General features: G+C 61.0%; 20 protein-coding genes. 18 read left to right on the top strand and 2 right to left on the bottom strand.

Features of this window, described 5'->3' with window-relative positions:
- Nucleotides 1-326: 326 nt before the first annotated feature.
- From ABD683_RS06275 to ABD683_RS06220, 12 genes are all read left to right on the top strand, one after another.
- Nucleotides 327-1,745 carry an ABC transporter substrate-binding protein gene (locus tag ABD683_RS06275; protein ID WP_344771569.1) on the top strand — a complete coding sequence of 473 codons (1,419 nt, stop codon included), beginning with the start codon at nt 327-329 and terminating at the stop codon, nt 1,743-1,745.
- A 33-nt stretch (nt 1,746-1,778) separates the two neighbouring features.
- Nucleotides 1,779-2,648, top strand: coding sequence for an alpha/beta fold hydrolase (locus ABD683_RS06270; RefSeq protein ID WP_344768291.1), 870 nt, complete (start codon nt 1,779-1,781; stop codon nt 2,646-2,648).
- Complete coding sequence (locus ABD683_RS06265) at nt 2,641-3,111, top strand: nuclear transport factor 2 family protein (protein ID WP_344768289.1); 471 nt, start codon at nt 2,641-2,643, stop codon at nt 3,109-3,111. Before ABD683_RS06270 ends, ABD683_RS06265 begins: the two co-directional genes overlap by 8 nt.
- Before the next feature lie 52 nt (nt 3,112-3,163).
- Nucleotides 3,164-4,951, top strand: a complete 1,788-nt coding sequence (locus tag ABD683_RS06260; protein ID WP_344768287.1) for a CocE/NonD family hydrolase — start codon at nt 3,164-3,166, stop codon at nt 4,949-4,951.
- A 10-nt stretch (nt 4,952-4,961) separates the two neighbouring features.
- On the top strand, nt 4,962-5,831 hold the full coding sequence (locus ABD683_RS06255; RefSeq protein WP_344768285.1) for a beta-keto acid cleavage family enzyme: 870 nt from the start codon (nt 4,962-4,964) through the stop codon (nt 5,829-5,831).
- 275 nt (nt 5,832-6,106) lie between these two features.
- Nucleotides 6,107-6,361 carry a cupin domain-containing protein gene (locus ABD683_RS06250; protein WP_344768283.1) on the top strand — a complete coding sequence of 85 codons (255 nt, stop codon included), beginning with the start codon at nt 6,107-6,109 and terminating at the stop codon, nt 6,359-6,361.
- A gap of 5 nt (nt 6,362-6,366) precedes the next feature.
- Entirely contained in the window at nt 6,367-8,079 is a 1,713-nt protein-coding gene (locus tag ABD683_RS06245; protein ID WP_344768281.1) for an FAD-binding protein, read from the top strand.
- A 52-nt stretch (nt 8,080-8,131) separates the two neighbouring features.
- Entirely contained in the window at nt 8,132-9,265 is a 1,134-nt protein-coding gene (locus tag ABD683_RS06240) for an MFS transporter (protein ID WP_344768279.1), read from the top strand.
- 273 nt (nt 9,266-9,538) lie between these two features.
- Nucleotides 9,539-9,970, top strand: coding sequence for a nuclear transport factor 2 family protein (locus ABD683_RS06235; RefSeq protein WP_344768278.1), 432 nt, complete (start codon nt 9,539-9,541; stop codon nt 9,968-9,970).
- A gap of 110 nt (nt 9,971-10,080) precedes the next feature.
- Nucleotides 10,081-11,664 (top strand): FAD-dependent oxidoreductase, encoded by a 1,584-nt coding sequence (locus ABD683_RS06230; RefSeq protein ID WP_344768276.1) that lies wholly within the window; start codon nt 10,081-10,083, stop codon nt 11,662-11,664.
- Between the two features lie 9 nt (nt 11,665-11,673).
- The gene (locus ABD683_RS06225) at nt 11,674-12,582 is read left to right on the top strand and encodes a VOC family protein (RefSeq protein ID WP_344768274.1); all 909 of its coding nucleotides are present in this window, start codon (nt 11,674-11,676) and stop codon (nt 12,580-12,582) included.
- A gap of 9 nt (nt 12,583-12,591) precedes the next feature.
- A complete protein-coding gene (locus tag ABD683_RS06220) occupies nt 12,592-13,458 on the top strand; it encodes an SDR family NAD(P)-dependent oxidoreductase (RefSeq protein ID WP_344768272.1) in 867 nt (288 codons plus the stop codon).
- A gap of 167 nt (nt 13,459-13,625) precedes the next feature.
- On the opposite strand, the gene ABD683_RS06215 is transcribed toward ABD683_RS06220, so the two are convergent.
- Nucleotides 13,626-14,429 (bottom strand): IclR family transcriptional regulator, encoded by an 804-nt coding sequence (locus ABD683_RS06215; RefSeq protein ID WP_344768270.1) that lies wholly within the window; start codon nt 14,427-14,429, stop codon nt 13,626-13,628.
- Nucleotides 14,430-14,544: 115 nt separating this feature from the next.
- Nucleotides 14,545-15,120: a TetR/AcrR family transcriptional regulator gene (locus ABD683_RS06210; RefSeq protein ID WP_344768268.1), complete on the bottom strand. Its 576-nt coding sequence runs from the start codon at nt 15,118-15,120 to the stop codon at nt 14,545-14,547.
- 171 nt (nt 15,121-15,291) lie between these two features.
- On the opposite strand from ABD683_RS06210, the gene ABD683_RS06205 reads away from it, so the two are divergent.
- The 6 genes from ABD683_RS06205 to ABD683_RS06185 are packed head-to-tail and all read left to right on the top strand — an operon-like array spanning nt 15,292 to nt 22,226.
- On the top strand, nt 15,292-16,464 hold the full coding sequence (locus ABD683_RS06205) for an acyl-CoA dehydrogenase family protein (RefSeq protein WP_344768267.1): 1,173 nt from the start codon (nt 15,292-15,294) through the stop codon (nt 16,462-16,464).
- 38 nt (nt 16,465-16,502) lie between these two features.
- Nucleotides 16,503-17,966 carry an FAD-dependent oxidoreductase gene (locus ABD683_RS06200; RefSeq protein ID WP_344768265.1) on the top strand — a complete coding sequence of 488 codons (1,464 nt, stop codon included), beginning with the start codon at nt 16,503-16,505 and terminating at the stop codon, nt 17,964-17,966.
- Complete coding sequence (locus ABD683_RS18540; protein WP_425548484.1) at nt 17,966-18,514, top strand: flavin reductase family protein; 549 nt, start codon at nt 17,966-17,968, stop codon at nt 18,512-18,514. The genes ABD683_RS06200 and ABD683_RS18540 overlap by 1 nt, the downstream gene beginning before the upstream one ends.
- Before the next feature lie 6 nt (nt 18,515-18,520).
- Entirely contained in the window at nt 18,521-19,552 is a 1,032-nt protein-coding gene (locus ABD683_RS06195) for an ABC transporter permease (protein WP_344768264.1), read from the top strand.
- Nucleotides 19,549-20,412 (top strand): ABC transporter permease, encoded by an 864-nt coding sequence (locus tag ABD683_RS06190; protein ID WP_344768262.1) that lies wholly within the window; start codon nt 19,549-19,551, stop codon nt 20,410-20,412. The genes ABD683_RS06195 and ABD683_RS06190 overlap by 4 nt, the downstream gene beginning before the upstream one ends.
- Nucleotides 20,409-22,226 (top strand): ABC transporter ATP-binding protein, encoded by a 1,818-nt coding sequence (locus ABD683_RS06185; RefSeq protein WP_344768261.1) that lies wholly within the window; start codon nt 20,409-20,411, stop codon nt 22,224-22,226. The genes ABD683_RS06190 and ABD683_RS06185 overlap by 4 nt, the downstream gene beginning before the upstream one ends.
- Nucleotides 22,227-22,230: the final 4 nt, after the last annotated feature.

Here is a 22,230-nt window from a genome sequence, read left to right as displayed (position 1 = left end):
TGCGTTTGTGTTGGGACGCGTTGTGATCCTCCCGCCTCGAGTGAGCCAGTTCGTGGCGCTGGATCCGACAGTCCGTTCGCGCCGTTCATTACCGAACTAGGAGAACAGCCATGAATGACAGCCCACTCTTGAGCTCCCCTGACTCTCGGGCCGAGGGATTGTCGAAGCGTCGACGGTTCCTTCGACGAGGCCGGCTCGTTGTTGTCGCAGCGGTAGTGTCGACGCTCCTTACAGCCTGCAGTAGTGACAGCGGTGGCAGCAAGGAAGAGAACCTAGCGTCGTCTGGCGGAGGGACCCCGGTTCGAGGTGGCACCCTCACAGTGGGAATGGTTGGCGTCGGGACGTTCGACACCGTCAACCCGAAGACGACTGCCGCCATTGCGGATATTGCGCGGACGGTGGCTCTCTACGACAGGTTCTTCGAGATCGGCCCAGACGTTAAGACGTTGGTTCCAGGCCTGGCAACGGAGGCCACGCCGAACGCTGATGCGAGCGTGTGGACCCTCAAGCTGCGTGCGGGAGTTGTCTGGCACGACGGCAAGCCGTTCACTGCCGACGACGCGGTCTACACGCTCAAGGAACTTGGGTCTCCCGAAAACTACGGCAGTGGACTCGTGGCGAAGGTCATCGACTTCAAGAACATCCGCAAACTAGGCGATCTTTCGGTCGAGGTCCCGCTTCTGCACCCTGACGCACTCTTCCCGGCCTTGCTCACGAGCTACAACGCTGCCGTGATCCCAAACGGTGCGACGGATGCTCAACTCACAAAACACCCAATCGGGACTGGCCCGTTCAAATTCGAGTCGTTCACTCCCGGACGTCGAAGCGTCTTCGAGGCGAACAAGAGCTACTGGGACAAGGGCAAGCCATATGTCGACAAGCTTGTGATCGATTCGAGCTTCACGGATGTGGTTGCGCAGGTTAACGCACTGCGCAGCGGCCAGATCAATGTCCTTCCGCAACTCCCTTATAGCCAGGCAGACAGCGTCAAGGCAGCCAATGGGGTCAAGGTCATCCAATCACCGGGTGTGGCGGCGCAGTACCTGAAGATGCGTGTAGACAAGAAGCCCTTCGATGACAAGCGTGTGCGTCAGGCACTCCAGTTGCTGGTCGACCGTAAGGGCATGATCGATGGAGTCTTGAATGGCTATGGAACTGTTGCGAACGACCTGCTCGCACCGGGCGCCAAGTACTACGCAAGCGACCTGAAGAAGGGTCTCGACGTTGCCAAGGCGAAGTCGCTGTTGAAGGACGCTGGCGTTCCTGACCTGTCCATCAAGCTCACCACGAGCAACGCGTTCGCAGGCTCGCTTGAGTCGGCCACCCTCTTCGCCCAGCAAGCCAAAGCGGCTGGAGTCAAGGTCACGGTCGACAACCTCAGCACGGCCGCCATCGCCGAGCAGTACTTCGATGCTCCGTTTGGCAACGCGTACAGTACGCCCTATCCCTCACTTGAGGCGAGCTACCGTGGCTTGCTGTCGACGGACGCGGTCTATCCAGAAACGGGATGGGGCACTCCGGAACGCGACGCTGCCGTCTCCGCAGCAATCGCTGAGACAGACGAATCCAAGGCTGCGACGTTGTGGCACGACGTCCAGACAACCTGGGCAGACGGCGGGCCGTACATCGTGTGGGGCTACGCCGACAACCTCGACGCCGTCAGTTCCAAGGTGCGCGGTCTGAAGGTTTCGAAGGCAGGCAGCCTGAACAACTTCCGGTTCCAAGACGGCTGGGTTGTCAAGTAGATCTCGCAACGTCAAGGAAGAGGACTCGCAGCAATGATTGGTACCAGCTTTGAAGCAACAAGCCGAGTGGTGGACACCCCCGCCTTTCAGCTGCACTACCACGAAGCTGGGCAGGGGGATCCGTTCATCCTGCTGCACGGGTCTGGACCAGGAGTAAGTGCCTGGTCCAACTTCCGGGGCAACCTGCCAGTATTTGCCGAGAACTTTCGGACGATACTGCTGGACATGCCGGGATTTGGCCGCAGCGCGATGCCAAACCTCGACAGGATCTATCCGAGAATTGCGGCTGACGCGACAGTCGAGCTGATGGACAAGCTGGGCATAGAACGTGCAAACCTGCTCGGCAACTCCATGGGCGGGTATGCAGCCGCAGAGTTCGCGTTGGCATACCCGGAACGCCTGGATCGGCTGGTCCTTATGGGGCCAGCCGGTCTGGCGGTCAACACGTTTAACCCGACCGACACCGAGGGTAGCCACCGGCTTGGCGACTTCATGGCCGAACCGACTCGCGAGAACATGGTCGCGTGGGTCGAGACCATGGTGTCGGACATCAACGTGATCGACAAAGACCTTGTTGATGAACGATTGGAGAGTGCCCTCGCGGACGGAGTGCTGGCCAACACGTTCGCGATCTTCGAGACGTTCTCGAAGTATCCAACCGAGACTGCACCTTGGACGCGCGCGCACCGAATTGAGAATGAAACGTTGATCACGTGGGGCCGCGACGACAACATGCTGCGGCTGGAAGGCGCCTTCGTCTCATTTGCACAGATGGCAAATGCCGAGCTGCACATATTCTCGCGGTGTGGCCACTGGGCGCAGGTCGAGCGCAAACAGGAGTTCGAACGTCTCGTGGTTGAGTTCCTGACCCGCCAATCTGCCGAGCTGATCGGCCATGGGTGAGAGTACGGGCGACTTTGTGCGCGCACATCAGCGCAATGATGTGGATGCACAGAAGTACGAGGCGACCGTCGTTGACATCGAGGTCCACAAGATCCGACTGCTCAAGATGCGGTACATCGACTGCCTGAACGACAAGGATTGGCTCGGTCTCGTAGACGTGTTCGCTGAGGACGCCGTGGTCTCTTATGAAGATGGCACGACCAATTACCGCGGTCGCGACGCGATCATCGGCTATCTGCGCAGCGGGCTGGAGACTCTCAGAGCAGTCCACGCCGCGACCAATGGTGTTATCACCATCGATGACCCGGGTCACGCACATGGGACTTGGGACCTCCACTTCTACTGGGATGACCCCTGGGACAACACCTCGATGCGTGGACAAGGAGTCTATTCAGACCGCTACGTGAAGGTGGACGGCATTTGGAGAATCGGGTTCACCGGTTTCGTTACCACAGAGAATTGAAGGCGCCGCCTCTCCGCCAACGCTGGCGAGAGTTTGACCGCAGGAGGATTGCATGAAGTTCACGTTCGAGCAGGACGTCTTGGTCCCCATGAGCGATGGAACGACACTCGCCATGGATGTCTGGATGCCGGATGGCTCAGGGCCATTCCCCGTTCTCCTTGGTCGTGGCCCCTACGGGAAGTCCCACCAAGGCAACTACGCCGAACCCGAAGCAGACCACCTGGCTCTCCTTGCCGCCGGCTACGCCTACGTGCTTCAGGACAGCAGGGGTACGGGCATGTCTGAAGGGCAGTTCACGCCGTTCGTCGACGAGGCCCGTGATGGCGCGGACACCATCCGGTGGCTGATTGAACAGGAGTGGTGTGACGGCTCGGTCGCCATGGTCGTGGGCTCCTATGGTGCCTACGCGCAATGGGCGGCTGCGTCGACCGGAGTCGAGGGACTGCGCGCGATCACACCGCTCATGGGGGGTGGCGACTTCCACCGTGCACCTTGGTATTCGCCAGGAGGCGCAATGTCGCTCGATTCCGTCGCGCACTGGTCAGCGCTCATGGCGATGGGTGAATGTGTTCGCAAGTCCGCTCAGCCCGGTGAGGATGGTGGGGATCCCCCTAAAGACGTCATGGACGACATGGCGGGGTTGGGGGCTCTTCTCTCAGACTCGGCGGCTCTGGTTCGGGTCTCACCGGTGGCAGACCAGCCGCTGATTCAGAAGTACCTGCCGTGGGCGGCTGAAGTTGTTGGGCGTCCTGACTACGACTCGTTCTGGGAGGAGCAGGCGGTCGACAAGTTCGACGCTATCTCGATTCCAGCGCTCAATGTCGGCGGGTGGTACGACTTCTTCATCGGCGAGGTTCTGCACTCGTACGTGGAAATGCGCAAACGCGGTGGCTCGGCGGACGCGCGTTCCGGACAGCGCCTGATCGTTGGGCCATGGACGCACAGCTCCTACGACGGGATGCATGCAGACAGGCAATTCGGCGTGGCAGGCGCCTTCGCCAGCGCCGAAGTGAACGAAACGAGGCTTAAGTTCCTCAACCGCTGGCTACGTGGACAGGAAGATGCTCTCGAAGGGTTGGCACCCGTTCGCATCTTCGTGATGGGTCTGGATCAATGGCGCGAGGAGCAGGACTGGCCGCTGCCCGACACCCAGTACACCGACTACTACCTCACCGGGACGGGTCCGGCCAACACCGCCGATGGCGATGGTCGACTCACCGTCGAGCCGTTGGGCGACGGGACGGTCGACACGTATCTGTACGACCCGCGCCGCCCTGTGAAAACTATCGGCGGCACAATCATGCCGTTCTCAGCTCAAATCGGGCACGACGGCATCAACGGTCCGGCCGATCAGTCCGAGATCGAGTCACGTGACGACGTTCTCGTGTTTTCTACTCCCGTCCTGACCGAGCCGGTCGAAGCGACCGGTCCTATCTCGCTGACGTTGCACGTGTCTTCCTCGGCGCCAGACACAGATTTCACCGGCAAGCTCGTGGACGTGTTTCCTGATGGGCGGGCCATTATCTTGTGCGAAGGAATTCAACGGATGCGCTATCGCAATAGCGCTTCCGATCCCGAGATGATGGAGCCGGGTGAGATATACGAAGTTGTCCTAGATCTGAACGCAACCTCCAATGTGTTCCTGCCGGGTCACCAAATTCGCCTCGAGGTCTCATCGAGCAACTTCCCCCGCTATGACCGGAATTCAAACACTGGCGGCGTCATCAGCTCTGAGTCCGAAGAGGAGATGGTGGTGGCCGTCAACCGGGTCCATCGCGGTGGCGTCCACGCGAGCAGGCTTACTCTGCCGATCATCAGGCGCGCGGCCGAAGGTGCCTGATTCGGCGCCGATGAATCCGAAGGTCTGGATCGAAGCGGCACTCAACGGAGCTTGGACGAAGCGAGTTCAGCCCCGCATTCCGGTGAGTGTCAACGAGACGATCGAGGACGGCATCGCTGCAGCGCAGGCGGGTGCGGCGATCCTCCACATCCATGCGTACGACGAGAAGTCCGGTGTACAGAACGACGACCCGGCGACTTACGCGAAGATCATCGAGGGCATTAAAGCCGAGGTGGACGTCATCATCTACCCGACCATTTCGAGTGCGGCGCAAGCCGGATCGGAGGTCGGAGTCGTCGGTGCCTATCGCTACGAACCGGCGACGCACCTCGGGCAGCTGGGTCACCTCGAATGGGCGATTGTCGATCCGGGATCGGTCAACTTCTCGACGTTGGACGACATCAGGGCCGATCAGCTCGGGATGGTCTACATGAACGTTGAGAGTGACATCCGCACTGGGTTTGCGATCGCCGAGAAGTTCGGCGCACACCCCACGATGGCGCTGTACGAGCCTGGATTCATCCGCCTGGCAGCGGCTGTGTCTGCGCGCTATCCGGCATTGCGCCAGCCGATCTACAGGTTCATGTTCTCGGAACAGTTCACCTTCGGGTTTCCGGTAGCTCGCTACGGGCTTGACGCATACCTCGCTCAACTTGCACGCTTCGCCCCGGGCGCACCCTGGATGGTTGCGACACTCGGTGGGGACATCACTCCGCTCATTCCTGACGTGGTCTCTTTGGGAGGTCACGTCAGAGTGGGCCTTGAGGATGCAGTATTTGGGTGCCAGAAGAGTAATGCCGACCTGGTGACGGAGGCGGTCGAGGCCATTTCCCTGGCTGGAGGAAGCCCGGCATCTGCTCAGGACGTCAGAGCAGCCTGAGGGTGTGTTTCCGGAGATCGGTCATAGCCCGACTTCTGGCTGCGTGCGGGGTTGGGATCGCAGCGGGCTAAGACGTGTGCCGCTGGATGGGCCCGATGCGTGGCTTCGACCGTCCATCCAGACCTAGCGTACGAGTCGTTCGCGCGAGCCCGCGAGCGTCGTCTTGCAACCCGAAAGGTAAACCCATGACTACGGTTCCGATCACTCCGGTCATTGATGTATCGAACGTCGTTCTTGAAGACTCCGGTCCACTGCCCGAGGCACTTTCTCAGGGCATGGCCACACACTCGAAGGTGCTGTGGGCGGCTGATGACATCGAGTCCGGAGTATGGTCCTGCACGCCAGGAGACTCCCGCTGGAGCCTAGAGACCCACGAGTTCATCTACGTGGCATCGGGACGTATGACCGTGACCCGGGACGGTGGAGAGTCGGTCGAGGTCGGTGCCGGCGACTGCGCCTTCTTCGAAAAGGGTTGGCAAGGCACGTGGCTCATCCACGAGACCATTCTCAAGTCGTACGTCGTCTTCTGATCCCAATGGCAAGAGAAGCCAACGACCGAGATATCCCTGCTGACGATCTCTACGACGTCGTCGTGGTCGGGTCGGGCGCTGGCGGCATGGTTGCTGCGCTTGTGGCTCGCCATCATGGGATGCGTGTGCTGGTCATCGAGAAGGCAGATCATTTCGGTGGCTCGAGTGCGCTGTCCGGCGGGAACGTCTGGATCCCCAATAACCCGGTGAATGTGCGGGCAGGTGTCGAGGACTCGCTAGACGACGCGCGTTCATATCTGAACGCAATCGTGGGCGACTCGTCGTCCTCGGTGCGTCGGGAGGCATTCCTGCGGGCCGGACCTGAAGTCATTGGATTTCTCGAGCAGCACACACACTGGGTCCGCTTCCAACGCGTGCCGGGCTACTCGGACTACCAGCCTGAGCAGCCCGGGGGACGACCTGAGGGTCGCTCGATCGAGCCGGTTCCAGTCGACGCTCGTGCGCTCAAGGCTGAAGGGGCGCATCTCAATCGCGAGGATGTCCTGACACCTCCCGGAGGTCTTTGGATCACGACAGCGGAATACAGGGACTTGATGCTGATCGCACGTACCTGGCGTGGCAAGCGGCAGGCTGTTCGGATCGCGATCCGAAGCTGGTTCGGGCGTCTGAGGGGTCGTCGCATGCTTGCTCTCGGCGCTGCGGGCACCGCGCGTTTGCGCCTAGCCATGATGGACGCCGACATCCCACTGCTTCTGGGGACCGCGCTCAAGGACCTCCTCGTCGACAACGGCAAGGTAGTCGGTGTGGTGTGCGAGCGCGAGGGAGAGATCTCGCAGATTCGCGCCCGGTCCGGGGTGATCCTCGCGTCGGGAGGCTTCGAGCACAACGCATCCATGCGCGACGAGTACCAAGAGGCGCCGATCACCACCGCCTGGACTTCCGGCGCATCTGGCAACACCGGCGATGGCATCCGGGTGGCAGTCGAGCATGGCGCCACGACGTCGCACATGGATCGTGCATGGTGGGGCCCGTCGGTGCTCACTAACGACGGGGCATTCTTCATCCTGTCGGAGCGCGGTCTTCCGGGCTCAATCATGGTCAACGCAGCAGCGTCCCGTTTCGTCAACGAGTCGGCGCCGTATGTCACGGCAGTCGATGCGATGTACGACGGTCACAGGTCGGGAGTCGGTCATATTCCGGCCTACCTCATCTTCGACCAGACCTTCCGCAACCGATACGCCATGATTGCGACTCCTCCTAGGCGTCGGCTCCCCAGAGAGTGGATTGACGACGGGACAGTTGTGATGGCCCCCACCCTTCGGGAGCTGGCGAAGAAGCTGGATCTTGACCCCGACGCCTTGGATGCGACGGTTGAGAGATTCAACGGCTTCGCTCGATCAGGGAACGATGTGGACTTCGGGCGTGGTGAGAGTGCGTACGACCGCTACTACGGCGACCCAACCAACAGTCCGAATCCGAACCTCGGAACGCTTGGCAAGCCGCCGTTCTATGCGTTCAGGGTTGTCCCCGGCGACCTGGGCACCAACGGTGGCCTCGACTGCGACGAACATGCGCGTGTCCTTCGAGCCGACGGCACTGCCATCGACGGGCTCTATGCCACGGGCAACTGCACGTCGGCCGTCATGGGCAGGAGCTACGCGGGCCCCGGAGCCACGATCGGCCCCGCCATGACGTTCGGGTTCGTTGCTGCCCGGCATCTGGCGTCGCTGGACCGGACGGAGAAGGCGAAGTTGTGAGGTGAGTCGGCCCAGCGTGGCGCCTGACCGAAGGCTGCTGACCGTACCTTTCGTGGCGGTGCTGACGGGGGCCGCGCTGTACTTCTTCAACGTTGGAGTTGTTGTTCCCCTGTTGCCGGTCTTTGCCGCCGCAGACCTCGGCGCCAACACCCTCCTTGTCGGCGTTGTTGTCGGTGCACCAGCGTTGGCTGCCTTGGTCGTTCGTCCGCTGGCAGGAGGATTCGGCAACATCATTGGACGTCGTCGGCTGATGGTTTGCGGGGCCGCGCTGGCCGGCCTCGCAACTCTGGCGTATGGAGCGGCTGATCACCTAGCAGTGCTGATTGCTCTGAGGTTGATGACGGGTGCTGGAGAAGGTGCGTTCTTCACCGGCGCAGCAACTCTCGTGACCGATCTCGCACCACTTGAGCGCCGGGGGACGGCAATCACGCTTCTTTCGGTCACCGTATTCGCGGGTGCCGGATTGGGACCGATCCTCGCCGTTCCGCTTGCCGACGAACTGGGGCGCGGGCGCGCCTTCGTCATTGCTGGACTTGTGGCGATCGTGGCAGCCGCGGTGTGCTTGTTGGCGCGCAATCCCAGCGGGGCGCCAGTTGCTCGCACGCAGCACGCGAGGTTGAATCGCAAGGCCGTCGGTCCTGGTACTGCGATGGCTCTGTGCGACATGGGTATCGCAGGATTCTTTGCGCTTGTTCCGCTGTACGCCCTCGAGGTGGGGACGCCGGTCCAGACGGTGTTCATCGTGTATTCCGTGGTGATTCTGGGGATCCGTCTGGGAGGCTCGTCAATTCCCGATCGGTTGGGGCCCGTGAGATGCGGAGTGGTTGCCAGCATCCTTGACGCCATTGGCCTCCTCGTCATCGGGATCTCAGGCAACCACGTCGGACTCCTCGTGGGCGTAGTCGTGTTCTCGGCCGGCACGGCACTCCTGTACCCAGCGCTCATGTCGTTGGCTCTGGGAACAAGTGCCCAGGCTGAACGATCGTCGATCGTCGGGACGTTCACGATGTCCTTCGATGTCGGAGCCCTGCTTGGGGCGGTGCTCCTGGGAGGAGTGGCACAGGCGCTTGGTTTTCGTACGAGCTTCGCCCTTGCAGGCGTGTGTGCTCTCGTCGGCCTCGTGGTGTTGCTGCGGACGGCTCGCACCTCCGCCGCGACCACGTCAGTTTCATTGACCGGCACCTAGTCCTTAGTGAAGAGCGCAGCGAGCGGAGATCATCAATGCCTCTCAACCACAACGATTGCCGGGAGCAGCCAACGATGTTTGCCAACGCACAACATAGGACCAAGGCTGGCATCGTGCCGGCCGCGATAAGCCGATCCGCCGCCTTCGTTGGTCGGAGTAGGCCATTCCCTTGGTTTGCGCTCATGCCCGGCGGATACATCATCAGATACGAAGCCGCTCCATATTCACCGAGCCAGTCTGGCGCTCAGAGCGTCCCGGGCCGAGGAGCTAAGCATGGATACTGACTTGCGGTGGGTTGCAGACCAGCTCGAGATCAGAAACCTGCTGGCGCGACTGTCCCATCTCGCAGACGCCGGCGACCTGGACGAGTACGTGGACCTGTTCACCGAGGACGGATCATGGGAGCCGCCGGCGGACACCGAGCCTCCTGTGCGCGCTTTACGCGGTCGCGCCGACCTACTCGCTGGCGCACACGAACGGCGCAATGCTGGGCTTTCGGGACCTGGGACATTTTCACGGCACGTCGTCACCAACATTGCATTGGTCCGCACTGGTCCGGACACGGTGAGCAGTCATTCCTACTGGCACTTCTATGAGAAGACCGATGGCATCCAAGAAGCCGGTGGAATGGGTACGTACGACGACGAGTTCCGCCGCACGCCTGAGGGATGGCGTCTGGCGAGACGCGTCAGCGGCCTGGGATAGCCCTCGGCCAAGACTGCGAAATTGCGCAGGTTCCATCGAATGGCACCCAATGGTGGCCCTCGAGTCGAACCGCATCTGAGACTGCATATGCCTACCGAGGAGAACGACACATGCCGCCCAACACCGTGAAATGGGACGAAGAGTACGACGTGGTCGTCGTCGGATCAGGGGCGGGCGCCTTGGTCGCCGCACTTGCTGCGACAAAGCGAGGACTCTCCGTAGCGCTCATCGAGAAGACGGATCTCTACGGCGGCACCACGGCGTACTCCGGTGGAGGTATGTGGTTCCCCAACAACGAGGTTGAGATCAACGCAGGCGTCGCGGACACTCCTGATCTGGCACGTGAATATCTTGCCGGCCTGATGGGAGACGTCGCCTCGCCACTGATGGACGCCTACCTCGAAGCCGGGCCGCAACTGGTCGCCGAGCTCATGCAGAATCCCGATCTCGACTTCTGGTGGATGCCATTCCCCGACTACTACAACACTCCCGGAAGCCTGCCGCGCGGGCGTGGGATTTTTCCAGAGGAACAAGCTGCCGTCGAGGTGGCGGACCTGGTTGACACTGTTCGAGAGCCGTTGTGGCCACCTACAGATCCTCTCATCTGGGGACACTCAATGGTGGCGCGGTTCCTCAAGGCGCTGACGAAGACCGACGCTGTCGTGCGTCGTGGATTCGCCTTTGAGGAGCTGGTGCTGGCAGAAGGGCGCGTTGTTGGGATCCGCGCCGAGTCTGGCGGTGAGTCTGTGTTCATTCGCGCCGAGCATGGCGTGCTGCTTGCCTGTGGCGGCTTTGACCGCGATCGGGAAATGCGGCAGCGATACCAGGCGCCGCTGACTGGCGAGTGGAGTCTTGGCGCACCGGGCAACACAGGCGACGGTATTCGTGCGGGAATTGCGATTGGCGCTGCGACCGACCTCATGGACCAGTCCTGGTGGACGCCCGGCTTGCTGGGTCCGACTGGCGGTGCATCCTTCTTGCAAGGTCTTCACGGCGGCGTGATTGTCAACGGAGCTGGCGAACGTTACGCCAACGAGTGCCTGCCATATGACCGCTTCGGACGGGAAATGCTCAAGGGGCAAGCGACCGGGGTCGAGCACCTCACTTCTCATATTGTGTTCGACCAGGAACTCTTGGACACATACGGGATTCCGGGCTCTCCCGACGCGCTGTACCCGGGAGTTGACCTTGAGCCCTGGTTCGACGGCGGATACCTCACGAAGGCCGACACGCTTGAAGAGTTGGCTCAGCTCATCGGTTTGCCGAGCAACGCGCTCGTCGCGACTGTTGATCGGTTTAACGGCTTCGCCAAGGTTGGGGTCGACCTGGACTTCCAACGCGGTGAGGATCCGTACGACCTCTTCTTCGTTGCACCGGTCGAAAGCATCAACGGAACTCTCAAGCAGATTCGTACCGGACCGTTCTACGCAGCAAAGGTTGTCCTCAGCGACCTCGGGACGAAGGGTGGATTGGTCTGCGACGAGAAGGCCCGTGTTCAGGACCTCTCTGGTGACGTCATCCCTGGGCTGTACGCCGCCGGCAACACGATGGCCGCATGGTCGGGCGAGTTCTACTTCGGCCCTGGGGTCCCCATTGGTTCATCGGCGGCCTTCGCCTACCTTGCGGTCCTCGATATGGCGCAGCGCAGTGCGTCCAACTCATCGCCGCATTTCGAGTCAGCTGACATCAACTAAGGAGTTCGCATGCCCGTTCGACAACTCGGCTACATCCACTGGTCGACCAACAAGTTCGAGGAGTGGCGCACGTTTGCGACCGACGTCTTCGGCTTCATGCCAGTCGATGGCGCTGATCCGGAATCGATGTACTACCGTACCGACGATCGGCCCTACCGTTTGGTGATCAGTCCTGCCGCTGAGCCGACTCTGACCGCGATCGGTTTTGAGGTCGGTGACGACCTGGAGCTTGCCGAGTTGAGCGCGAAGCTCGATGGCAACGGCTATCCGGTAACTCAAGGATCGCCCGAGGAGGCGCTCGAGAAGAAGGTCAGCGGGTTCGCCCGGTTCACCGACCCCTCAGGCGTACCGATCGAACTCTTCTACGGACCGATCCTGGACCACGTTCCGGTCGTCACCCCGCTGGTGAGTGGGTTCGTGACGGGTGACATGGGTATGGGACACATCGTGATCGGGTCCAAGGACATCGCCAAGTCTCAGCACCTTTTCCGCGAGCTCTTGGGATTTCACCGCCGCAACACCATGCAGGTCGACCTGGGCGACGACGGCATAGTCCCGATGTACTTCTTCGGCTGCAATCCTCGCCACCACACCCTCGGGCTCTGGGGAGACGAGATCCCGGGACACATGGCGCACTTCATGGTCGAAGGGGCCACGATCGATGATGTGGGTCGGGCCCTTGATCGCTGCGTCGACAACAACGTCGAGATGCAGTGGGGCCTCGGTCGACACACCAACGACCACATGATCTCCTTCTACTGCTGCACACCGGATGGGGCAGCCGCAGAATTTGGGTACTCGGGCATCCGCATCGAAGATCCGTCGAAAGAGACGACGTACGAGATCACAGCTCCAAGCTTCTGGGGGCATCGCTCACCGGTGGAGTATCCCGACGCTCCTCCAGTAATGACGGCGTAGCGGGGACTCATGAGCACAAGCACTGATCGAGTAGTCGTCGTCACCGGTGCCAGTCGCGGAGCTGGCAAGGGCATCGCACTCGCACTCGCTCCGGGTTCCACCGTCTACGTCACTGGGCGCACTGCCACTGAAGGCTCGAGTGAAGATGGCATGCCGGGAACTGTCACGGCAACGGCTGACGAAATCACGGAGCGTGGCGGTAAGGGAATTGCCGTCGTATGTGACCATCGCGATGACGAACAGGTACGCGAACTCTTCGAAAGGGTTCGGCGTGACCATGGGCATGTTGACATCCTCGTCAACAATGCCTTCGCTCTAAGGGATCAGAAGCCGGATGTCGAAGGCTTCTGGAACCAAGATCTTAACCAGGTTGACGTTCTAGACGTCGGACTCCGATCGCACTACGTGACCGCCTATCATGCCGTCCCACTGATGCTTCCTCAACGATCAGGCTTGATTGTGACGACATCCGCCCCTGGAGGGCGGATGTACATGATCGGACCCGCGTATGGGGCGGCACATGCGGGCGGGGACAAGATGGCGCACGACTTCTCAGTCGAGCTTCGGCCGCACAACATCGCCTCTGTCGTCATTTGGATGGGCCTTCTGAGAACGGAGCGAGCGCTCCGCGAACTGGAAGAGAATCCAGAGACGATGGGACCAATGTACGAGAACTCCGAGAGCCCCGAGTACACAGGCCGAGTCATTGACGCGCTTGCTAGAGATCCACATCTGATGGAGCGATCTGGCCTTGCGTTCTGGGGCGCTGAGCTCGGGGCTGAGTTCGGTCTGGTCGACATCGATGGCTCCACGCCGTTGTCGAATCGCGAGTGGCTGGGCGCGCCAACCGAGTATGGCGCTCCCGTTGTGCTCTAGCGTCGCGTGTCTCTAGGGGTACCGCCGTTGTCGCTTTGCGCTTTGCCGGTACACAGTTTCCGAACGGAGGCGCAGGGTTCGCGATTCTGACCCGGCTCGGCGTGCGCGCCCATTCCTTGCACCGCTACCGGACATTTGCGGCCTTGGCGGTGAGAGAAGGCGTGGCCCTATCGTCTCTTCGGTGAGGGGTGACCCGAGATGGCGGCCGCGCAGCGGACAACGAATGGTGTGGCTCGAACCAGGTCGAACGAGTAGAGGGAGCCGCTCACCGACACAGCGGCCACGACGTTGCCAGCATGATCGAGGATGGGCGCAGCTACACAGCACAACCCAGCAACGTTCTCCTCGTATTCAACGGCGAAGCCGTCGTTGCGAATCTTTTCGAGCCCGTTTCTGAACACCAGAGGGTGTACGACCGTGGCCTGTGTTCGACGGGGGAGGCCACGCGCAATCGCGGCTTCCACGACAGCGGTGGAAGAGTGAGCCAGCAGGACCTTTCCCGTGGCTGTGCAATATGCCGGCATACGACCGCCGTCCCATGTGGGCATCGTCGACTCGAGTCCCCAAATCTTCGCGAGGATGACGACATCCAGATTGTCGAGAACGCCCATGTGCACAGATTGGCCGACCTGATCGCGCAGAGTCTGCAGATGGGGCATCGCGTTGGTCCGGAGGCGGCTGCGCGCACCGACCAATCCGCCAATCTCGAAGAACTTCAGTCCAAGCCGGTATCCAGAGGCCGAACGCTCCAACCACCTGAGTTCAACCAACTGCTCGGTAAGGCGGTAGACGGTGGACTTGGGCAGTGCGGTTCGCTCCATCAGACGGCCTAGAGAGAGGACAGGTGTAGCCGGGTCGAAGGCGTCGACGATCGCTGAGATTCGCACGATAACCGAATCGCGGTGGTCGAGGGGGTCTCGAACCAAATCCGGTTCGGGCAGGCTGTCCAGTGCGAGCGGTAAGGCTGTCATCACGCCTCCAAAGATGTAACCAACCAGATGTTTGGAGAACGATAACTCTCACTTCAGGATCAGTCAACCGTTTGGTTAGGTAGCCGGGTGCGGCGCAGAAATGTCGCTGTGGCTCCTAGTTGGAGGACCTGGTCACCAACAGTCGAGCGGCTTCGTGCAGAGCAGCGCGGTGCCTGTCGAGGGTTTCATCACTCCAGGTCGTGTCGCCAGGGATAGAGCGCACGGTGGCAAATGCGTAGTACCACGAGGTTGCCATCCCAGAGAGTATGACGATCAGATCAAGCGGAGAGATGCTGTTGGTGAGCTCGCCAGCCTTCTGAGCCTCGGCGACACCTTCCAAGTATGGTCCGTAGTCTCGTTCGATGTTTGCGTTGACGCTCTCGGGCCGTTCAAGGAACTGCCAGAGGGTCAATCGCATCACCTCTGGATGAGCAGTGATGTAGTCGAACAAGGTGACGACCCATCCTGGCAAATCGTGGGGGTCCAAGGGTGCAGCGGCGTTGAGATCGAGATTGTTCTTCTCCAACGCCGCGTCGAACAGGCCATCCTTGTCCCCGAAGTAGGCATATATCAATTGCTTGTTTGCACCGGCGCGCTCGGAGATGCGTGACACCCGAGCCCCGGCGAGGCCGCGCTCAGAGAATTCTGTCATCGCAGCGTCGAGTAGGCGGCGTTCACCATCTGTTGCCATACGAGCAGAGTAACGCAACCAGACGGTTGGTTGTATTTGGCTCCAAGAAGATGTGGGTTCCGTACAGCGGGACCCGGCGTCTGTTCGATTCTATGATCCCGGCCTACCGTCACGTCCTCAGCCGGATGATGGTGCAACCGCTCCGGGCCGCGGTCCGCGAAGGGATATGGCATGGGTCACGAGGTGCTCGAGACGATCGAGAAGTCGGCAGGGTTTTTCCAGGAGCGAGCCGGTCAGGCTGAGGACCTGGGGCGCCTGCCAGATGACACCGCGAAAGCGATCAAGGATTCTGGGCTGATCCGCATGCTCCAGCCCAAGCAGTTCGGTGGGCTTGAAGCGCATCCGTGCGAATTCCTCGAGGCCGTCATGGCACTCGGATCGTCGTGCGGTGCGAGCGGCTGGGTGTCTGGTGTCGTGGGCGTTCATCCGTGGGAGCTTGCATTGTTCGACGTTCGAGTTCAGGAGGAAATCTGGGGTACGGACCCGGATACCTGGATCGCGTCGCCTTATGCACCAATGGGCCGAGCCCGTCCAGTGGAAGGCGGTTACATCTTCAACGGTCGATGGCCCTTCTCGTCGGGTACGGATCATTGTCAATGGGCCGTACTCGGAGGGATATTTGTCGACGCTGACGGCAACCCAACGACCGAGGCACGCGGCGGGCACTTCGTCCTTCCCCGATCCGACTACGAAATCGTCGAGGATTCTTGGCAGGTTGCCGGTCTCAAGGGAACCGGAAGCAAGGATCTCGTTGTCAAGGATGCGTTTATCCCGACCCACCGCACCGTTGATGAAGAGCAACTGTTTTCCGGCGAGCTCGGGGCGGGAAAGTCCGCTCTGTATCGGCTCCCTTGGATGGCATTGTTCCCCAGCGCTATCACCGCATCAGTTCTCGGAATGGCAGAAGGCGCACTGGCAGGAACCTTGGACTACCAACGTTCGCGAGTCACCGTCTTCCAGACCCGGGCCTCGGAAGATCCCCATGTGATGGCCGCTATCGGCGAAGCATCCGCTGAGATCTCTGCATCGCGTAGCCAGCTGCTGGACAACATGCACCGCATCTACGAGACGGTCTCGACAGATGCCGAAGCCTCCCTGCTCATGCGCGCCGATGCCCGGCGTGATCAGGTGGCAGCTGCGTGGAGGTCCGCGCGGGCTGTCGACACGCTCTATGCCAGTGCAGGTGGAAACGCCATTCGTCTGGACAAGCCGGTCCAGCGCTTTTGGCGGGATATTCACGCGGGTCTGAACCATGCCGTGCACATCGCAGGACCGGTCTACCAAGCATGGACTGGGGTCAGCATGGGTGTCGAGCTGACTGGGTCTGCGCAGCATGCACTCTGACTGCCGAACTCGAACAGAAGCGAATCCAAGGAGCACCCATGATCAGTGATGAGGCGTTTGACGAGGAATGGGACCTGGTCACCGATGTGCTTGTCGTTGGCTTTGGCGGAGCAGGCTGCAGCGCTGCCATCACGGCGAGTGACCTCGGCGCAAGCGTGATCGTCCTCGAAAAGATGGATGAGCATCGTCAAGGTGGCAATCTCCGCGTCTCGGGCGGCGTGTGGTTCAGTTCGACAAGCCCAGAGAAGAGCGCGGAATACCTGCGGGCCTTGAGCGGTGACTTTCCCCTCCCCGAGCCGATCGTCCAAGTGTGGGCGGAAGAGACCTCGAAGAACACCGAGTGGATCGAGAGCCTTGGTCTACCCACTGCGGTTCAGTCAACGCCTGGCCCGGAATACCCGGAGCTTCCCGGTAGTGACGGGTACGTCGGGTACATCGGGATCGGCGGTGCATTCGGGCGAGAAGTCCTGTGGCGTTCCCTGGCGCAGGCTGTGAATGATCGGCCAATCGACGTGTTGATGGAGACCAGGGCTGTGGAGCTGATTCAGGCCAGTCCCGGTGGCCGCGTCGTCGGTTTGGTCGCCGAGCGCGACGGCAAGACTCTCCGCATAAGGGCTCGCAACGGAGTTGTGCTCGCCACCGGTGGTTTCGAGAACAACTCTGAGATGGTCCGCGACTACCTCGGAATCGGTGGAGAACCGGTGGTCTGGGGGAGTCAGGCAGGAACCGGCGACGGAATCAAGATGGCCATGAAGGCCGGCGCAGATCTATGGCACATGGACAACATGATGTCGGCAGTTGGTATTCGCGTACCCGATTTCGACAGCGGCTTCCTCTTCGACCCACAGCGGCTTGGCTATGTATTTGTGGGCCGAGACGGTACTCGCTTCGCAAATGAAGTCCCGCACATGGGCCACGGTCAAGCGCTAGTCAGTGGAAGTTACGAACTGTTCCCAACGAAGCCGTCGATCTTCATCTTTGATGAAGCCACGCGAAAGCACGGACCAGTCTGCCCCAACCTAGATCTGTGGCCGGTCGGCTACAACCTGCTTGTCGAGGGCTACGTCTGGAGCCAAGACAATAGCGTCGAAATCGACAAGGGCTGGATTCAGACGGCCGACTCAATTCGGGAGCTGGCCACAATTGTCGGCCTCGATCCCACGGCTCTTGAGGAGACGATCGAGCGCTATAACAGGTCTTGTGCGGAGGGGCGCGACGAGCAGTTCGGACGATCGCCGGAGACTCTTCTGCCGATTAGCGAGGGCCCGTTCTACGCGTGTACGTGGGGGCCGATGCTGGGCTGGACAAACGGCGGACCTCGCCGCAATGAGCACGCGGAGGTCGTCGATCCTTTCGGACAGGTCATTGGGGGGCTGTACGCAGCGGGAAACATCAGTTCGACCTACAGCTGGTGCAAGGACGGCGGATTTCACATCGCAGACGCGCTCGCAATGGGCCGAGTGGCTGGACGACGTGCGTCAAGCGCATCGGCCACGAGCTAATGACGCTCATGACGGTGCCCGCCGAAAAGTTCCGAGCGACACTCGGGCACTTTGCGAGTGGCGTTGTGGTGGTAACAGGGCTGCATGACGGTGCGCCCCGTGGGCTCGCATGTCAGTCCTTCTTCTCGCTGTCTCTGGATCCACCCCTGGTGGCGGTGGCTGTTGCTCACAGCTCTACTAGCTGGGCCGACATCCAATCGTCAGGGGCCTTCGGGATTAATGTTCTGCACTCGGATCAATTCGACGTGTGCCAAACATTCGGTCGATCGGGAGGCGACAAGTTTGCCGAAATCGAATGGGTTGGGCGCCATACGGGCTCACCCCGGATCGACGGATCCCTGGCATGGATCGACTGTACGATCCAAGATGTGCACCAGGCTGGAGACCACCTGCTCGTCGTCGGTCGGGTCGAGGAGGTACAAGTCGGCAGCGGCGCGCCGCTCCTGTTCTACCGAGGACGATTTGGCGAGTTGCACAAGCACGCAGCCCACGGCGCGGAGACAAATCTAGACAACCTCATCAGTGGCCTTCGTCAAGGCTGGGGGTGATACGTCATGGTTTCGCTCATTGAGATCAAACCGGAACACACGCCCATCCCGGGGCGTCCGGCACGGCACCGTCCGATCCTCCACATGTTCTTACGACGGATCGTTGCAGGCTTACTGACACTGCTCGTGTGCTCGATCCTCGTCTTTCTTGCGTGCAACATACTTCCCGGCGATGTCGCCACAGCTGCTCTGGGGAAGAATGCGACTCCCGAACGCGTCGCAACCATTCGACAAGAACTCAACCTCGACCGCCCTGTACCGCTTCGATACATGGACTGGTTGGGCGGCCTTGTGACCGGCGATCTCGGCAAGTCGAGTGCGGCAGTGGTGCAAGGATCCGACCCGAGCATTGGCCATCAGCTCGGGCCAGCTCTGGGAAATAGTCTGACCCTGGCAGGACTCACGTTCATACTTCTGGTGCCGCTATCAGTCGCTCTCGGAGCACTTGCCGGTACCCACGCGGGCAAGGCAGCCGACCACGTCACCTCTGCGACCTCGCTTCTCCTCGGATCGCTTCCGGAGTTCGTGTTTGGTGCCGTCGTGACGCTCGTCTTCTTCCAATGGTTGGACTGGCTTCCTCCGGTTTCACTCCTCGCTCCTGGGGAGAGCGCTCTGTCCCATCCCGACATTCTCGCGCTCCCCATAATCACCCTGCTGAGCGTCACGGTGGCGGGCGCCGCCCGGCAGATTCGTACGGGTGTCATTGAGGTCACGCGTGAGGACTACGTGACGCTCGCTCAGCTCAACGGGTTGCCGCGGGCCAAGGTGCTTCGGCGCTACGTGCTCCGAAACGCCGTTGCGCCGAGCGTTCAGATCACGGCACAGGCGGTTCAATATCTCATCGGCGGGATCATCATCGTCGAAGGAGTATTCAACTACCCGGGTGTCGGTCAGTACCTGCTGAGCGCAGTGGGCAGTCGTGACATCCCCGTCGTGCAGACTGTGGCCGTCACCTTGGCTGGAGCTTTCATACTCATCAACATTGCGGCTGACATGTTGGTGGTTCTACTCGTCCCCGCTGTAAGGCCCACACGATGAGCCGGCGCGCACACGTCGAGGGGCGACGCTCGCGATTTTCGATGGTTCACGGTGCAATCGGTACCCGTGGTGTCGTCGGCCTTGTGCTGATAGGCCTGATTCTGGCCATCGCTTTCATCGGTCCCCTAGTTGCGCCACACACGATCGACGAACCGATCGGACTGCCCGGCAGTCGTCCCAGCGTCGACGCTTGGCTGGGCACTGACTTCCTTGGGCGGGATGTAGTGAGTCGCATGCTCCACGGAGGCGCAGGACTGCTCATCCTGACTGCCATCTCAACGGTAATCACGTACGCGATCGGCCTTTCGCTCGGGATGTACGCCGGGTTCAGCAAGTCGGTTGCCGACCCAGTGATCATGCGCATCACAGATGTCGTTCTCTCGTTCCCACCGATCCTGCTGCTCTTGGTGCTCTTGGGTGCCGCTGGCCGGGGCCGAGCAGTCATCGTGATTGGAGTTGTGATTGTCGTCGTCCCAGGTGTCATCCGAGTTGTGAGAACGGCGACGCAGACCGTCGCAACTCGAGGGTTTGTCGAGGCTTCAGTTGCGCGGGGAGAGCCCACAGCCCAGATCCTTCGCAAAGACATCTTTCCCAACATCCTTCCGGTCGTGATCGCTGACGTCGGCATCAGATTCGGTGCCGCCGTGATGCTCGTTGCGAGCTTGAACTTCCTCGGTCTGGGTGCATCCCCTCCTGATGCAAATTGGGCGCTGATGGTTTCTGAGAACAGAGCTGTGGTGTCTAGCAACCTTTGGTCCGTGTTTGGCCCAGGGCTCCTACTTGGAGTTCTGGCTATTGCGATCAACCTGGTCGGCGACGGATACGTCGCGCGCCTCGGGCAGTCAAGGAACTCCGCATGACCCAAACTTTGCTTTCCGTGCGCAATCTCTCCGTAGAGACAACTTCAGGACACGACGTCCTCCTGGATCTGAGTCTCGACCTGCAGAGGGGGGAGATTCTGGGTCTGGTCGGTGAGTCAGGCTCGGGAAAGACGACCACTGCATTGGCGCTGCTCGGCTGGACTGAGTCTGGCCTCCGTCAGTCCTCGGGTGTCATTTCCATCCAGGGTCAGTCGGTCGATATGCCGGGCGGAGGAGCTTCAGTTCGTGGACGACTCGTGACCTACGTGCCACAGAATCCGGGCACGGCGTTGAACCCGTCGTTGCGGATCGCTTCAGCCATTCGCGACATGATCGATGCCCATCAAACTCGCCAGGCGGAAACCACTGATCCGCTGACGATGCTGGGCACAGTTGGTTTGCCTCCGACGCCCGAGTTCGGCAAGCGTTACAAGCACCAGCTTTCCGGGGGGCAACAGCAGCGAGTGTGTATCGCAGTGTCGCTCTCGTCCGGTGCGCCCGTCGTCGTACTGGACGAGCCGACAACTGGACTTGATGTGGTGACTCAAGCGAAGGTGCTTGAGGAGCTCCACCGGCTCCGCGATGAGCGCGGGATCGCCATGGTCTACGTCAGTCATGATCTGTCCGTTGTCGCGCAACTCGCGGACCGCGTCGCGGTCATGTATGCCGGACGTATCGTTGAGCTTGGGACGGCCGAACAGGTGCTGAACAAGCCTGTGCACCCCTACACGAAGGGTCTCATCGCCTCGATTCCTGACCACCTCGACCCAGGGCTGCCGCATGCGATGGCGGGAATCGCCACAGGGATTGGTGAGCAACACGACGGGTGCGCTTTTAGTCCACGTTGCCCTATTCGCCAGGATGCCTGCGACGAGGCGTTGCCGGACCTGGTTCTGGTCGCACCCAAGCACGAGGTTCGGTGTTTTGAGCACGATCGCTCGAGTGGATCGGCGCCTATTAGCCCGACGCCCTCACTGGAGTCATTCGCTTCCACCGACGCGACGCCCGTGCTGAAGGTCGCCAACCTGAAGGCTTCCTACGGTTCGCGAGCGGGCGAAGTTGTGGCGGCCAGCGACGTCTCGTTTGAGATCCAGGCCGGGAGCTGTGTCGCGTTGGTCGGAGAGTCGGGATCGGGCAAGACGACTATCGCTCGAGCGATTGCCGGCTTGCATCCGCAGGCAAGCGGCAGCGTCGAACTTCATGGTGAGCCTTTGAGTTTCTCGGCGGCGCGACGCTCTTTGGACCACCGGCGCCGCGTACAGATGATCTTCCAGAACCCCAGCGAAGCGCTCAATCCGCGCCAGACTGTCCAGGCCGCTCTTGCACGTCCGCTTGAGCGACTTCGAGGAGTCAAAGGTGAATTCCGAGACTCTGAGATTCATCGCCTCCTTGAAAGTGTCCGATTGCCGGCTCGGGTTGCCAGCCGCTACCCACGTGAGCTGTCAGGTGGCGAACGCCAACGCGTCTCGATCGCACGAGCGCTTGCTGCCGAGCCAGAACTCCTAGTCTGTGACGAAATCACCTCAGCTCTGGATGTGTCGGTCCAGGCGGCCGTGCTTGAGCTGCTTGACGAACTTCGTACCAGACTGGGCCTCGGACTGCTCTTCATCACGCATGATTTGGGCGTCGTTGCCGCAATTGCCGACAACGTCTTGGTTCTTGAAAACGGTCTTGTCTGTGAACAGGGTTTGACGCGCGACGTGCTCGCATCTCCTCAGCATCCCTACACCAAGCGACTACTCGAGTCCGCCCCGAGTCTCAGCGCCGCCGCCCAGCGGTTCGAGCGCACCGCGCCCGATAGCGGGCACAGCTGACTCA

It is taken from the genome of Aeromicrobium panaciterrae (genome assembly GCF_039537165.1).
In the GTDB taxonomy this organism is placed as follows: Bacteria; Actinomycetota; Actinomycetes; order Propionibacteriales; family Nocardioidaceae; genus Aeromicrobium; species Aeromicrobium panaciterrae.
Note: the sequence above shows the minus strand (reverse complement) of the source record. Positions and strands in the feature narration are given on the sequence as shown.